We start from the raw sequence: 14,969 nt of genomic DNA on the forward strand, positions 1-14,969 counted from the left end.
ATAATGAAATGAAAATATTTTAATGAATTAATGAAGAATGTAAAAGAGTAAGAAAAACTGAATTAAATTCAGTTTTTCTAAAACTAATTAATGTAAGAAGTGTCTTTTATTTGAAAAATAAAGTGCCATACCAAATTCATTAGCAGCTTCTATAATTTCTTCATCTCTAATACTTCCACCTGGTTCTATTACACACTTAACACCAGCTTCTTGTGCAGCGTCAATTGAGTCTCTAAATGGGAAGAATGCTTCAGATGCTAAAGCAGCACCAGTTACATCAATACCTAAATCTTCTGCTTTTCTTAAAGCAGCTTTTGCAGCATCAACTCTTGAAGTCATACCCATACCAACAGCAACCATAGCAGAATCTTTTACATATACCACACAGTTTGATTTAGTTAATGAAGCTACTTTATAAGCAATCTCCATATCTTTTTTCTCTTGTGCAGATGCTTCTCTAGTTGATTTTAATTCAGAGTTTGCAACTTCATCATCTTCAACTTTATCAGCATCTTGGAATACAAAACCACCATCAACAATTTTGAAGTTAATATCATCATTTGCCATTTCTAACTTAGTAGTACCTTGTTTAAATAGTTTAATTCTTTTCTTTTTGTTTAACTCTTCTTCTGCTTCAGGAGTGAAATCAGCAGCAAATACTACTTCTAAAAAGATTTCATTCATTTTAACAGCTAAGGGTAAATCTACAATACCATTTACAGCAACTACTCCACCAAATGCAGAGATTGGGTCACATCTTAAAGCACTCTCATAAGACTCTAATAATGTATCTTTAATAGCAAATCCACATGGGTTTCCATGTTTTACAATACATACAGCGTTTTCATCACCAAAAGCAGATGCAATTTTTGCAGCTCCTGAAATATCACCCATATTATTAAATGATGCTTCACCTTTTAAAGTGATAAATTTATTTGATAAGTGATTATCAAACTCATATAATGCACCTTTTTGATGAGGGTTTTCTCCATATCTAGTATCAAATACTTTAACACCCGTGATAAATTGTTTATCACCCATACCATTGTTAAATCTTTTATTCATATAATTAGCAATCATAGAATCATAAGCAGCTGTATGCTCATATGCTTTAATCATCATATTTCTTCTGAACTCAGCAGTATTTGTGTCATTTTTTAAGTTGTTAAGTACTAAATCATAATCAACAACATCAGTTACAATAATTACAGAATCATGGTTTTTAGCTGCACTTCTAACCATAGCAGGTCCACCAATATCAATATTCTCAATAATTTCTTCAAAATCATCAGTTTTTTCAATAGTAGCTTTAAATGGATATAAATTAACACATACTAAATCAATACCTTCAACACCTAATTCTTTTGCTTGATCTAAGTGTGATTGTTTATCTCTTCTATGTAAGATACCACCATGAATATATGGATTTAAAGTTTTAACTCTACCTTCAAAACACTCTGGAAATTTAGTAACTTCATTTGCTTCAATTACTGCAATTCCAGCTTCTTTTAATTTATTATAAGTACCACCTGTTGAAATAATCTCATAACCTAAAGATACTAGCTCTTTTGCAAAGTTTTCAACACCACTTTTATCACTTACAGATATTAATGCTCTCATTTAAATTTTTCCTTGTTAACTTGTAAATATTAATAAAATAAAAAAGCCAGACTCTAAATAGAGTCTGGCTTTAGGCTTGTTTGACTATAAGTCTTGCTCGATTACTTGCTTAAACTTATTGAAATAAACATCAGACATATCATCTAACTCTTTAGAAATGTCATTGATTGAGAACTTATCAGTACCAACAGTACCAATTTTATTACACTCAATACCTTGTGCAGATGCTACAGCTTCAAATGCAGCTGCATTTTCAGGAGAAACTTCTACTATAGCTCTTGATAAAGACTCAGCAAAAATATCTTTTGAATCATTTAAAGAGATATTTGCTTCAAGTCCTTTTTTACCAACTACAGCCATTTTAGCTAAAGCAATAGCAATACCACCAACATTAACATCTTTAGCAGCTTTTACTAAACCATCTTTGTTAGCTTCAATTACAGTATTCCATAAAGAAAGTTCTTTTTTGAAATCAACTTCAGGGTGAGCACCAGCTACTTGCCCATACATTTTTTTCATATATAAAGATCCACCAAATTCAGCTTTAGTTTCACCTAGTAAATAAACTATATTTCCTTCTTTTTGGAAAGAAGATGGAACTACTTTATTTGCATCATCATTTACACCAACCATTGCAATTGCAGGAGTTGGGAATACACCAACACCATTTGTTTCGTTATATAATGATACATTTCCACCAATTACAGGTGTATTAAGTTCAGCACAAGCTTTTTTAATACCTTCACAAGCTTGAGCAAATTGCCACATAACCTCTGGGTTTTGTGGGTTTCCAAAGTTAAGACAATCAGTAATAGCTTTTGGAGTAGCACCACTCATAGCTACATTTCTTCCTGATTCCATAACAGCTGCAGCAGCACCTAGTTCAGGATTGATGTAACACTGTCTAGTATTACAATCAGCAGACATAGCTAAGGCTTTTCCATTTTCTTTTACTCTAATTACAGAACCGTCATTTTGACCTGGACCTTTAACAGTGTTTGTTTGAACCATTGAATCATATTGGTTATAAACCCATGATTTATCAACAACTTCCATATCTGAGAACAACTCTTCAAATACTTCTTGGTTTGATAACTCTTTATCTAAAGCAATATCTTCAATACCATCTAGGTATGCAGGCTTTTGTACAGGTCTATCTAATACAGGAGATTGTTCAGATACTGGTTGAACAGGAACTTCTGCACATTTTTCACCATGCCAGAATAATTCCATATTTCCAGTATCAGTTACTTCACCTACAACAGCAACATCTAATTCCCATTTTTCAAAAATGTCGATAATTGCTTGCTCACTACCTTTTTTAGCACAAATAAGCATTCTTTCTTGTGATTCTGAAAGCATGAAGTCATAAGGAGTCATTCCTTCTTCTCTTGCAGGAATTTTATCTAAGTGCATAATCATACCTGAGTCAGATCTTCCTGCCATTTCAAATGAAGATGAAGTAAGACCAGCAGCACCCATATCTTGAATACCGATAATTAAATCTTCTTTAAATAACTCTAAACAAGCTTCTAGTAATAGTTTTTCAGTAAATGGATCACCAACTTGAACAGTTGGTCTTTTAGATTCATTATCTTCTGTAAATGAAGCTGATGACATAACTGCACCACCAAGTCCATCTCTACCAGTTTTAGAACCAACATACATAACTGGATTTCCAATACCTTCTGCTTTACCATAGAAGATTTCATCAGCTTTTGCGATACCTAAGTTAAATGCATTTACAAGATTGTTTCCTGCATAACACTCTTCGAAGTTAGTTTGTCCACCAATAGTTGGAACTCCCATACAGTTACCGTATCCACCAATACCAGCAACAACACCTCTTAAAAGGTATCTGTGTTTTTTAGCAGTTTCACTATCACCTTCAATTCCAGCAAATTGAATTAAGTTCATAGATGCAACAGGTCTAGCACCCATTGTAAATACATCTCTCATAATTCCACCAACACCAGTAGCAGCACCTTGGTATGGTTCAATAAATGATGGGTGATTGTGTGATTCCATTTTAAATACAGCAGCATATCCATCACCGATGTCAATAACACCAGCATTTTCCCCTGGACCTTGGATAACCCATGGAGCTTTAGTTGGGAATCCTCTTAAGTATTTTGTACTAGATTTGTATGAACAATGTTCAGACCACATCGCAGAAAAGATACCAATTTCAACATGATTTGGTTCTCTTCCTAAGATTTCTTTTATATTCTCTAATTCTTCAAGTGTCAAAGAGTGAGCAAGTGCCATCTCTTCTAGGTTCATCTCTTTATTTTGCATTTTTCGCCTTAAAATATGGTTATTAAGTAAGCGTGATTATATCCAAAAAAGAGTTAAACTATGTTTTAGTCTTCAAATAAAATTTTCATTTTCCCATCAACTAACTCAATGATTAGTTCTTTATTACCTATAAACTTCAAAGTGTCACTTTTATAATATTGATTCATAAAAACTTTAAATAGTCTTTTATTTAAAGAGTTTGGATAAACATAAATATTTATATTAGAAAATCTAATAATTTTATCTTCATCTTTTGAGAAAACCCTTTTTTTGTATTTTGAAAACTCTTCTATTTGCATTCCATTATATCTTTTAAATTCATTTGAATAAAAAGATAAATAGTCATTTATCTGTGAATACTTCCAAGTTAATTTCCACTTATTAATTGAAGATAAAATAGTTGCAAGTTCATCTTTTGAAGCTTCAATAAAATCTTCTTCACTTGTAATCAAAACTGCATCTTCTAAATCTATTTTACTTTCTAAATCAAGAAGGTTTTCATTATTTAGTGCAATACAACCTCTTGTATATTCTTCTCTATCACCATTTAAGGGCATTCCATGTATCCAAATACCATGACCTTTTTTATTTTGACTTTTATCAAAATTATTTGGATAAGAAGTTACAAGAGCAAAAGGCCCATAAAACTGATCTAGATTACTTCTTTTTTTAGTTAAATCATACACACCAATGGGAGTTTTTTTATCACCTTCAAGATATTTATCTCCCTCAATCTCACCTATAATAACATCATCTTCAAAAAGTTTTGAAAGTTTCATATTTTTATTCTCATATAAAAATAACTTTTTTTCTTTTTTATTTGAATGTAAAATATATTTTTTACTTTCTAAATAACCAAATTTTGTATCATAATTTTTTAATGTTTCTTGCCAATAATCTTTTTTGGAAAGTTGTTTTTCAAGTTCTAACTCCACAGCAGTAATACCTTCTAATCGGTATAAATCAATTAATTTATTCGCAAAAATATTTGTAGTAAATAAAAAAGAAATTAAAAATAATAATCTAAACAAAAATAACTCCGTAATATAAATTTTTAAGTTGCGCAATTGTATAATGATACCCCTAATTTTTAAATAAAAGTGAATATATCCGTGAAAAAAATCATTATTAGTTTCTTATTTCTTATAAATTTTGTATTTGGTGCAGAAGTAAAAGAGTTGCCTTGGCCTAAAGGTGAAACATTCCTAACTTTCCTAGAAAAGTATTCAATTCCGCAAAAACTCTATTTTGATTTAGAAAAAGAAGATAAAGAGTTGTGTTCAGAAATAAGAGCTGAAAATAGATATTATTTATATGAAAATGAAAATGGAACATTAAATCAAGTTTTAATTCCAGTATCAGAAGAGATACAACTTCATATTTATAAAGATATAGATGATACATATAAATTTCAAACTTTACCAATAAATTATACTGAGTTTACAGAAACTATTATTGTTCCTATTACAAACTCTGTATCATATGATTTACAAAAAGCAACTGGAAACGCAGCAGTTTCAGCACAAATAAAAGCACTATTTAATGATGTTAACTTTAGAGGTATGCAAAAAGGTGACAATGTAGCTGTTAAATATTCTCAAAAAGTATTATTAGGAAGAGCTCATGGTCTACCTGATATAAAATCTGCTATGGTAGAAGTAGCAGGGAAAAAACACTATAGATTTAAAAATGAAAAAGATGAAAAATACTACAATGAAAAAGGTGTTGGTTTTACAAAAACTTACTTCTTTAGAATTCCTCTTACATATAAAAGAATTTCAAGTCATTTTACAAAAAAAAGATGGCATCCAGTTCTTAAAAGATATAGAGCTCACTTAGGAACAGATTTCGCAGCACCAACAGGAAGAAAAATCTATGCAGCAGGTGATGGAAGAATTGAGTTTGTAGGAAGACGTGGTGGATATGGTAAGACAATTATAATTAACCATAGAAATGGATATAAAACTCTTTATGCTCACCAAAATAGATTTAACAAAAGTATGAGAAGAGGAAAAAATGTAAAAAAAGGTCAACATATTGGTTATGTTGGAAGTACAGGACTTAGTTCTGGACCACATCTACACCTTGGACTATATAAAAATGGAAGAGCTGTTAATCCTTTGAAAGTTATCAGAAAACCTGATACTAAAGGATTAAAAGGAAAATCAAAACAAACATTTATTGCTAATGCAAAACTAAAAATTGATGAAATTAATGCAAGAATTGAAAATAAAGATACAATAGAAGCAACAAGATTAGATAGAGTATCATATAAAAGTGACCTAAAAATTTAAATAAACTAAAATAGGAGTCATCATGCCTCAACATGAAGAAGTTATAATAACACAACCACAAAAGTTAATAGAAAACTTTGACTCCTTGCACCCCACAGATATTGCAAACTCTTTAAGAAAAATAGAAAAAGATAGTATAGATGATTTCTTTTTTGTTCTAAAAAAAGTACCAGACGAATTATTAGGTGAAGTTTTACTTGAACTTCCAGATAATTTAAGAGAATTAGCGTATGAAGAACTTTCTATTAAAAAACTTACAGATGCAGTTGAAGAACTTGAATCAGATGACCAAACAGACTTAATCTTAGAGCTTGAAGAAATAGATGAAGAAAAAGCAAAAGAGATTTATGATGGACTTGAAGAAGAAGATCAAAAAGATATCGATTGGCTTAAAAAATACGAAGAAGATGAAGCTGGTGCATACATGCAAACGGAGCTTTTTTCTGCGAGTCTTGATGAAACAATCGGGGATTCAGTAAAAAGGTTAAAAGAAGCTAAAGAATCTGATGAATTAGAAAATATCCATCAAGTTTTTGTAATAGATGAAAATAGAATCTTGATAGCATCAATACTTTTAGAAGATTTAATTATCTTTGATTTTAATAAAACATATGATGAGATTTTAAGAACAGATGAAAATAAGTTTAAACCCTTTAAAGTTGATGATCATGAAGATATTGATAATGTAGCAAAACAATTTGAACAATATGACTTATCAGTTGTTGCTGTTACTAGTTATCAAGGTATCTTAATGGGTAGAATTACATCAGATGATATTTTAGATGTAATTGAAGAGAATGCAACAGAACAAATGTACCAATTAGCTGGGGTAAATGATGATTTTGAACATGAAGATAAACTATCAACAACAGCTAAAAAAAGAGCACTTTGGTTATTTTTAAACCTAGGAACTGCTATTTTAGCCTCACTAGTAATTGGGATTTTTGATGAAACAATTCAAGCTTATGTTGCACTTGCTATTTTAATGCCAATAGTAGCATCAATGGGTGGAAATGCTGGTACTCAAACATTAGCCGTAATGGTTAGACAGTTAGCCCTAGGTGATATTGAACTTGAAAATGCAAAAGATGCTGTAAAAAAAGAAGTGGTCATATCTTTAATAAATGGTTTTTTATTTGCAGTAATTATGGGAATAATCGCATGGCTTTGGTTTGATACAAAACTTCTTGGATTAGTAATTGCTATGTCAATGGTAATAAATCTATTTAGTGCTGGTTTTTTTGGTGCAGCTATACCACTTGTATTAAAAAGATTTGATATAGACCCAGCTATTGGAAGTACAGTTTTACTTACAACAGTAACTGATATTGTAGGATTCTTTAGTTTCTTAATGCTTGCAAAAGTGATACTACTATAAAAGGTTCCCCTTTTATAGTAATCTTATTTATGAAAAGAGTTTTTAACTATTGATAAAAACTCATCTTTAGTTGTTTTATTTGTTTTAAATAATCCTCTTAGAGCAGATGTTACAGTAGTAGAGTTGATTTTTTGAACCCCTCTCATTTCCATACACATATGTCTTGCATCAATAATAACAGCAACACCTTTTGGTTTTAAATGATCATTTAAAGCATCACAGATTTGCTCTGTTAACTGCTCTTGAATTTGTAATCTTCTAGCAAATACATCTACAACTCTTGGAATTTTTGAAAGTCCAACAACTTTTCCATCTGGGATATAAGCTACATGAGCTTTTCCAATAATAGGAAGCATATGATGTTCACACTGAGAGTAAAATTCTATATCTTTTACCACTACCATTTCATCATTTGTTGATGTAAATAATGCTTTTTGAAGAATCTCTTTTGGATCTTGATTATAACCACCACACATAAATTCATATGCTTTTCTAACTCTACTTGGTGTATCTATTAAACCTTCTCTTGAAGAGTCTTCTCCTACATACTCTAATACTTTTTTTATTGATTCTTCAAATTCTTCTTTTGTAACCATAATAATATTCCTTTAGTTCTTCATCATACTTCCCATATCCCATATTGGTATAAAAATTGCTAATATTATCCATAAGACTAAACTTACTATGATTATTAAGAATATAGGTTCTATATATGATATAAACTTTTTCATTTTTTCATCAAATCTATTTTTGTAAATATCTTTTATTTCTTTAGATATTAAAGTTAAACTATTTGAAGCTTCGGCTGTATTAATCAAGTTTAATACTAGTGAATCAAATATATTTGCTCTTTTAAATGATAGATTGATACTCTTACCATTTTTTAATAGATTTTCAATGAGCGATATTTTATCTAAAAGGTATTTATTTCTTATTAAAGTTTTTGAGGAATTTAAAGCTTTTATAAATTCATAGTTTGATTCAAGCATTATATTTATTACTAAAAACATACGATATAACTCCATTGAAGAGTATAAATCTCTTAAAAAAAATACATCTTTAAAAATCACTTTTGACACTAAATATTCAAACTCTTTATTTTTAAAATAAATATATATTATTGAAAAAACCATACATATAAATATCAAAATCAAGTAAATAAAATAAGACATATAAATAGTATGGATATTAAATAAAATTTTAGTTGCTAAAGGTAAAGAATCATAGTTATTTATAAATATGATTTTAAATTTCGGAACAACAAAATAAAAAATAATATTTATTGATAAAAATAAAGAAATCAAAAGTATAAAAGGATACCGAATAGCTTTTGAAAACTCCTTTTTTATTTTCATTTCTTCTTTCAAAAGTATAGACATGGCATTTATATTTACTTTTACATTTCCGTTTTTTTGACATAATTTTAAAAAGGAAACAATATAAATATCTAAACGATAATCTTTAAAAATATTATCAATACTATCTAAAACTAAAAGTGCTTTTTTCAAATCATCTATAAATTTATTTAATTTTTCTTCTTTATAATTTTGAGATAATATAGACAAAGCATCATTTAACATCAAATTTGCTTGTAGCATAATGTTTAGTTCATAGAATATTGAAATCAAAAGTTTTTTATCAATTTTTATTTTAGACTTAAAAATATTAAAATCTTTTTTTTCACTTAAAGGTTTTATTGTAAGTATTTTACTAGGTAACTTTTCTTCTTTTAAATTTGAACTTTCAATAATTTTTGTTTTTACCCTATTCTCATCTTGATAAGTTATTTTATACTTTTTCATTATAAACCAATCACTTTGAGTAATTCTTCCATTGAAGTAATGTTCTCTTTAACTTTTAGTTTTCCATCGTCGTATAAACTTCTATGTTTTATTTTTCTTAAGTATTCATTGAAAGTATTAATACTTTGTTTTTTAAAAATCATTGAAGATAAACTTTCATCTATTTTTAAAGCCTCTGATATAATTGTTCTTCCTTTATATTTTGTAAAGTTACATTTACTACAACCTTTTGCCTGGCAATACTTACAATAAGACAAAACCAATCTTTGAGATAAAACAAGCTTTAGAGTAGTTGATATCAAAAATGGGTCAGCTTTTAAATCATACAACCTCGTAATTGTTTCACTACTATTATTTGCATGAATACTTGCAAGTACTAAATGCCCTGTCAAAGAAGCCTGTAATGCAATCTGCAAAGACAATTCATCTCTTATCTCACCTATGAAAATAATATCAGGATCTTGTCTTAAGATATTTCTTAATACTAAATCAAAATTCAAGCCTATTTTATTATTAACTTGAACTTGTGTGATATTTTCAAGCTTATACTCAATTGGGTCTTCTATAGTTATAATCTTTTTTTCATTTGAATTTAATATATTTAACATTGAATATAAAGTAGTTGTTTTACCACTACCTGTAGGACCTGTAACTAAAATCAAACCTTGCGTTAATTTCAAGGCATTTTGAATATCAAGTAAAATATGAGAAGAAAAGCCTATTTTATTTATATCTATATTGATATTTTTACTATCTAATACTCTAATTACAATTGATTCAGCTTCTAAAGTAGGCATAGTAGATAATCTAAAATCAAATTTCTTAGCATCAATAAGAAAAGAAAATCTACTATCTAAAGGAAGTCTATTTTGAGTAATATCTAGATTGGAAATTAGCTTTAAATATGAAGATACAAGCTTTATAAAATTCTTTTCTAAAACTAAAAAAGTCTTTAAATTTCCATCAATTCTAAATCTAAAAAGAGTTAAGTTATTACAACTTTCAATATGTATATCACTACTATTTTTTTCAATAGAATAGCTTAAAAGTTTTTCTAAGAAATCTTGCATAAAAGAACTGTTTAGACTATCAAACTCCTTACTTTTTCCAGCTAATGAAAAAAGCCTAAGCTTTGTGCTAATATCACTTAATAAAAATAGTATTTCTTCTTTTTCACAAGATAAAAATTTTAAGTTTTTATTATTGAAAAATTCTTGACAGGTATTTAAATTTGAATCTTCACTTACATATAAATATAAAGTTAAACCATCATCAAAGAAAGGTAAAATAGTATATTCTCTTAAATAAGACACATCATAACTAGTAATTAAATCATAGTTAATTTTTTCATTTAAAACTGTTTTCATCATAAACCTTTAACTCTAATTTCTTAGCACCTTTTTCTAAAATAACACTATTTTTATCTATTTTTATTATCTTATAAGATGAAAATTTTTCACCCTTTACTCTCCACTTATCATCTAAGAATGCATAATTATAAATTATTGCTTTTAGCTTAGGTTTAGTATTTTTTGAAGGAATCAAAGAAGAGCTTTTTTTGAGGTTTTTTATGTAAGATTTTTTAAAATCTATTTTTACTTTTGAACTTATATTATCTATTTTAGTTTTATTAAGTTTTGATGTTTCAAAAAAGGTAATATTTGAATTACTATCTATATTTTCTAAGAAAAAAAGAAATTCTTTTACTTCTTTAGGTTTTGCATTTAAAGCTATATTAATAACTCTATTTTTTATATCAATATTTGAGATATCTATACTTTTTTGATTTGCATAGTTTTGTATCTTTGATATCAAATCTATTGATGAAAACTTGTAATTCATTGTTTTTATTTTCAAAAGTTTATAATCTATTTTTTCATTGCCTTTATATGTTATAAAAAAAAGAAATACTACTAAAACAGGTAATAAATATAATTGTATTCTTGTCTTAAAGCTTAAGTTTTTAAACTTATTATTTAATTGATTTAAAGCTTCCATGAAAAACATACCTTTTATTATCAAAGTGAATACTACTTGAAGTGATTTTATTTTTGTAAATATCTAAAAATTCAAAAATCTTAGTTTTATTATTAGAAGAGATTAAAAACTCAAATTTACTATTTGTATACTTGAAGTTTTCAAGTTTTAAATTATATTTATTTATGTTTTTATAAAATGCAATAAACTTATCATGAAAAGATATAAAGTTCATTTCAGTCTTGGTCTTTTCCAAGTTTTGTAAATATTTTTCTTTTTGCAGTTGCGCTATTTTTTTATTTTGCATTTCTGTATAGTTTAAGTATGCAATAGAAATAAGTGTTAATAAACTCAAATATAAGATAAAAAATATTAAGCCATACTCTTTAGTTTTATTTATATCAACTAATGTAGATTCAAATTTATTTTCTTTAAATGATATAAGCAGTTCATCTAATTTATCATCTGACAAATGAATAACTTCATCAATATTAATACTTAAATTTGAAAAAGCGAACTCAATTAATTTTTCATCACTAAGTTTATAGTCTAAGTCCTTATAGTAGTAAAATTTTCCATTTACATAAATACAAAAAAATGATTCATTTATTACTAATGAACATTTAGACTTATTACAAAGATTAAAGAATAATTCAAAAATAAAATATTTAGTATTTGGGTGAGCTATAAATATTTGATATTTATTTGATAGAAATAGATAGTTTACATAAATAGCTTTATTATCATAAGAGTCTTGTTCATTTATATATAAGGATGTAAGAATAAAATCTTTTAGTTTTTTTCTTTTTATTTTTTCAGTAGATTCTATTTCTAGAGTTTTGAAGTCATTTTTTAATGCAATACTATTCATAATAACTCACTTTTATAATATAGTAAGTTATTATGACAGTAAAAGGTTTTAATTTAACTTAAATTATAATTTTTTTAGTTATCTACATCATAACCTAATTCTTTTAGTCCTTTTTTATTTTTAGTCCAACCTTTTTTAATTGAAACAAAAAGTTCTAAATAACATTTTCTTCCAGTTAATTTTTCTATTTTAAGTCTAGCATCTTTTCCTATTCTTTTAATAGCAGTTGCACCTTTTCCAATAATCATACCCTTTTGAGTACCTTTTTGTACAATAATAGTAGCTTTTATAACATCTAAGTTCTCTTTTTCTTCAACCTTTTCAATTAAAACATCTGTTTCATAAGGAATTTCATCTGAAATATTCTCAAAAATTGATTCTCTAATAAACTCTTTAAAAATATCTCTTAAATGTTCAGTTGTCATAATCTCTGGGTCAAAAAGATATGGATGTTCTGGAAGGTATGTAACTACATCATCTAAAATATCACTATGAGTTGTTTGTTTTTTAATAGATACAGGAATAACAGACTCATATCTATCCGAGTATTTTTCATACTCTTTCATTTTTTCTAAAACCTCTGTATTTGATACATTATCAATTTTAGTTAAAAGAAGTACATGCTTTACATTTTTTTTATTTTTTTCTAAAAAGTTTTCATAATGTGTAAGCTTATCTGTAACAGGAGCTAAAAATAAAATCAAATCACAATCACCCATAGCTTTTAAGGCTTCATCTAACATAAACTGATTTAAAAGTTTTTCAGTTTCATGAATACCTGGAGTATCTACAAATATAATTTGATTATCTTCATGCATTACAATAATATTTGATCTTCTTCTTGTTGCATTTGCTTTATGTGATACCATTGCAATTTTTTCACCAACTAGCCAATTTAAAAGTGAACTTTTACCAGCGTTGGGTCTTCCAACTACAGATACATAACCACATCTTGTCATTAATATTCTCCTTAGGCTTATTTGCCCATTTTATTTAAATGTATTTTAGCATCAAAGTGTTTACAAAGTGGTAAACATAAAGAAACTATCTTTTTCTAAAGTTTAAACTCTTAAGTAAATCAGACTTTTCTATTTTCTCATTATCATTTAAATCTGCAATAGTTCTAGCTACTTTTAAGACTTTATTGATACTTCTATACGAAAGCTGATAATTTATAATTGCTTTATCTAGAATCTCTTGAGATTCAGTATCTAAAATACAATATTTTTTTATATCTTTATCATTTAACTTACCATTTAGATTTTTTTGACCTCTTTTTATTTGTTTGTAAAATACTTCAATTACATTTTCATGTAATTCTTTTGAACTTACTATATTCTTATTATCACTTAGATTATCATTCATTGTTACAAACATATCAATTCTATCTAAGAAAGGTTCTGATAATCTGTTTTTATATCTTTGTATTTCAAGATCACTACACCTACACTCTTTTATACTTGACAAAAGATTTCCACAAGGACAGGGATTCATTGCAGATATAAATGTAAATTTTGTTTCATATTCAACCTTTGTATTTACCCTTGATATTAGAATCTTATTATCTTCTAAGGGCTCTCTTAAAGCTTCTAAGATTGATTTTGAAAAATGAGGAAGTTCATCAAAGAACAATATACCATTATTACTTAAAGCAATTTCTCCAATTTTTGCATTTTGACTACCACCACCAAAAATTGATGATTTAGTACTACTATTATGGGGGCTTCTAAAACTTCTAGTAGGTGAAAAATCAACATCTTTAAAATCTAATGCCATTAATTTTGCCTTTTCTAGAATCTCTTCTAAATTCATAGGTGGCATTATATATTTTATTCTTTTGGCTATCATAGATTTCCCACAACCAGGGCTGCCTTCCATTAAAAGATTATGATTACCAGCTGCACTAATAAGTGCAGCATATTTAGCCATATCTTGACCTATAACATCTAAAAAATCTAAGTCATACTCTTGCTTATAATAATACTTTTCTTCTTTGTGCTTTAAAAATTTATAATCCAAAGAACTATTTTTAAAAAAGTTTTTGTTCTCTTTTGAAGAAAAAAACTCTATTGCTTCACTTAAAGTATTTACAACATGTATTTCTAGTCCAGGAATTTTTGATATCTTCACTGCTGTTTGATCACAAACTAAAACCTTCTTTATATTTTTCTGTTTAGATAAAGATAAAACTATAGGAAAAATAGAGTTTGTATCTTTTATTTTTCCATCTAAACCTAGCTCACCAAAAATATAAAAATCATCAAATAAAGAGCTTTTATTATCATAAAAGCATATTTGTAGAGCAATTGCTAAATCAAAGTGAGAACCTTTTTTCTTAATCTCACTTGGAGCTAAATTTACAGTGATTTTTAAAGGAGGAAATTTGAAGTCATTAGTTAAAAGTGCAGACTTCACTCTATCCTTTGATTCTTGAATACTTGTAGAAATTAATCCAACTATTGTAAAAGATGGAAGTCCTTTTGTAAAAGTGGCTTCTACTATTACAGAATGAGCTTCTATTGTTTCTAAGGATGCAGATTTTATTATTTTCATATTTTAACTCTTTTTTTAATAACTAAATATATTATAACAAAACTCTAATAAATATAACACTTTAATCAATAATAATATAGCAAAGAGATAGCATTTTTTGCTAAAAATATTTTATAAAGCTATTAGACAATATTTATTTTGTATTATTGATAAACTTTTAATATAACTAATAATAT

Annotated in this window: 12 protein-coding genes; 2 read left to right on the forward strand and 10 right to left on the reverse strand. The window is 27.3% G+C overall.

Annotation, left to right across the window (positions count from 1 at the left end; genetic code table 11):
• Positions 1 to 87: 87 nt before the first annotated feature.
• The 3 genes from purH to NJU99_RS11495 all read right to left on the reverse strand — a co-directional run bounded on the left by purH (position 88) and on the right by NJU99_RS11495 (position 4,949).
• A complete protein-coding gene (purH, locus tag NJU99_RS11485) occupies positions 88 to 1,620 on the reverse strand; it encodes a bifunctional phosphoribosylaminoimidazolecarboxamide formyltransferase/IMP cyclohydrolase (RefSeq protein WP_254576047.1) in 1,533 nt (510 codons plus the stop codon).
• A gap of 84 nt (positions 1,621 to 1,704) precedes the next feature.
• Positions 1,705 to 3,918: a phosphoribosylformylglycinamidine synthase subunit PurL gene (gene purL, locus NJU99_RS11490; RefSeq protein WP_254576048.1), complete on the reverse strand. Its 2,214-nt coding sequence runs from the start codon at positions 3,916 to 3,918 to the stop codon at positions 1,705 to 1,707.
• Between the two features lie 65 nt (positions 3,919 to 3,983).
• Complete coding sequence (locus NJU99_RS11495) at positions 3,984 to 4,949, reverse strand: L,D-transpeptidase family protein (RefSeq protein WP_254576049.1); 966 nt, start codon at positions 4,947 to 4,949, stop codon at positions 3,984 to 3,986.
• Positions 4,950 to 5,030: 81 nt separating this feature from the next.
• On the opposite strand from NJU99_RS11495, the gene NJU99_RS11500 reads away from it, so the two are divergent.
• Positions 5,031 to 6,212 (forward strand): peptidoglycan DD-metalloendopeptidase family protein, encoded by a 1,182-nt coding sequence (locus NJU99_RS11500; protein ID WP_254576050.1) that lies wholly within the window; start codon positions 5,031 to 5,033, stop codon positions 6,210 to 6,212.
• A gap of 22 nt (positions 6,213 to 6,234) precedes the next feature.
• Complete coding sequence (gene mgtE / locus NJU99_RS11505; protein ID WP_254576051.1) at positions 6,235 to 7,590, forward strand: magnesium transporter; 1,356 nt, start codon at positions 6,235 to 6,237, stop codon at positions 7,588 to 7,590.
• Positions 7,591 to 7,613: 23 nt separating this feature from the next.
• Here the strand turns inward: mgtE and folE are convergent, their stop codons facing one another.
• The 7 genes from folE to NJU99_RS11540 all read right to left on the reverse strand — a co-directional run bounded on the left by folE (position 7,614) and on the right by NJU99_RS11540 (position 14,793).
• Positions 7,614 to 8,186 carry a GTP cyclohydrolase I FolE gene (folE, locus tag NJU99_RS11510; protein WP_254576052.1) on the reverse strand — a complete coding sequence of 191 codons (573 nt, stop codon included), beginning with the start codon at positions 8,184 to 8,186 and terminating at the stop codon, positions 7,614 to 7,616.
• Positions 8,187 to 8,198: 12 nt separating this feature from the next.
• A complete protein-coding gene (locus NJU99_RS11515; RefSeq protein ID WP_254576053.1) occupies positions 8,199 to 9,392 on the reverse strand; it encodes a type II secretion system F family protein in 1,194 nt (397 codons plus the stop codon).
• Positions 9,392 to 10,759 carry a GspE/PulE family protein gene (locus tag NJU99_RS11520; protein ID WP_254576054.1) on the reverse strand — a complete coding sequence of 456 codons (1,368 nt, stop codon included), beginning with the start codon at positions 10,757 to 10,759 and terminating at the stop codon, positions 9,392 to 9,394. The genes NJU99_RS11515 and NJU99_RS11520 overlap by 1 nt, the downstream gene beginning before the upstream one ends.
• A complete protein-coding gene (locus NJU99_RS11525) occupies positions 10,740 to 11,390 on the reverse strand; it encodes a hypothetical protein (RefSeq protein WP_254576055.1) in 651 nt (216 codons plus the stop codon). Before NJU99_RS11525 ends, NJU99_RS11520 begins: the two co-directional genes overlap by 20 nt.
• On the reverse strand, positions 11,365 to 12,240 hold the full coding sequence (locus NJU99_RS11530; protein ID WP_254576056.1) for a hypothetical protein: 876 nt from the start codon (positions 12,238 to 12,240) through the stop codon (positions 11,365 to 11,367). The genes NJU99_RS11525 and NJU99_RS11530 overlap by 26 nt, the downstream gene beginning before the upstream one ends.
• 74 nt (positions 12,241 to 12,314) lie before the next feature.
• On the reverse strand, positions 12,315 to 13,199 hold the full coding sequence (gene era / locus NJU99_RS11535) for a GTPase Era (protein WP_254576057.1): 885 nt from the start codon (positions 13,197 to 13,199) through the stop codon (positions 12,315 to 12,317).
• An 85-nt stretch (positions 13,200 to 13,284) separates the two neighbouring features.
• Positions 13,285 to 14,793: a YifB family Mg chelatase-like AAA ATPase gene (locus tag NJU99_RS11540; RefSeq protein ID WP_254576058.1), complete on the reverse strand. Its 1,509-nt coding sequence runs from the start codon at positions 14,791 to 14,793 to the stop codon at positions 13,285 to 13,287.
• Between the last annotated feature and the right edge of the window lie 176 nt (positions 14,794 to 14,969).

Origin of the sequence: Arcobacter roscoffensis, assembly GCF_024267655.1 — a bacterium.
GTDB lineage: Bacteria > Campylobacterota > Campylobacteria > Campylobacterales > Arcobacteraceae > Arcobacter_B > Arcobacter_B roscoffensis.

What these genes read in the sequence shown, in the direction of transcription:
- NJU99_RS11520 (WP_254576054.1), bottom strand. Translation starts at nt 10,759, where the DNA reads ATGAAAACAGTTTTAAATGAAAAAATTAACTATGATTTAATTACTAGT.
- era (WP_254576057.1), bottom strand. Translation starts at nt 13,199, where the DNA reads ATGACAAGATGTGGTTATGTATCTGTAGTTGGAAGACCCAACGCTGGT.
- mgtE (WP_254576051.1), top strand. Translation starts at nt 6,235, where the DNA reads ATGCCTCAACATGAAGAAGTTATAATAACACAACCACAAAAGTTAATA.
- folE (WP_254576052.1), bottom strand. Translation starts at nt 8,186, where the DNA reads ATGGTTACAAAAGAAGAATTTGAAGAATCAATAAAAAAAGTATTAGAG.
- NJU99_RS11525 (WP_254576055.1), bottom strand. Translation starts at nt 11,390, where the DNA reads ATGGAAGCTTTAAATCAATTAAATAATAAGTTTAAAAACTTAAGCTTT.
- purL (WP_254576048.1), bottom strand. Translation starts at nt 3,918, where the DNA reads ATGCAAAATAAAGAGATGAACCTAGAAGAGATGGCACTTGCTCACTCT.
- purH (WP_254576047.1), bottom strand. Translation starts at nt 1,620, where the DNA reads ATGAGAGCATTAATATCTGTAAGTGATAAAAGTGGTGTTGAAAACTTT.
- NJU99_RS11515 (WP_254576053.1), bottom strand. Translation starts at nt 9,392, where the DNA reads ATGAAAAAGTATAAAATAACTTATCAAGATGAGAATAGGGTAAAAACA.
- NJU99_RS11530 (WP_254576056.1), bottom strand. Translation starts at nt 12,240, where the DNA reads ATGAATAGTATTGCATTAAAAAATGACTTCAAAACTCTAGAAATAGAA.
- NJU99_RS11540 (WP_254576058.1), bottom strand. Translation starts at nt 14,793, where the DNA reads ATGAAAATAATAAAATCTGCATCCTTAGAAACAATAGAAGCTCATTCT.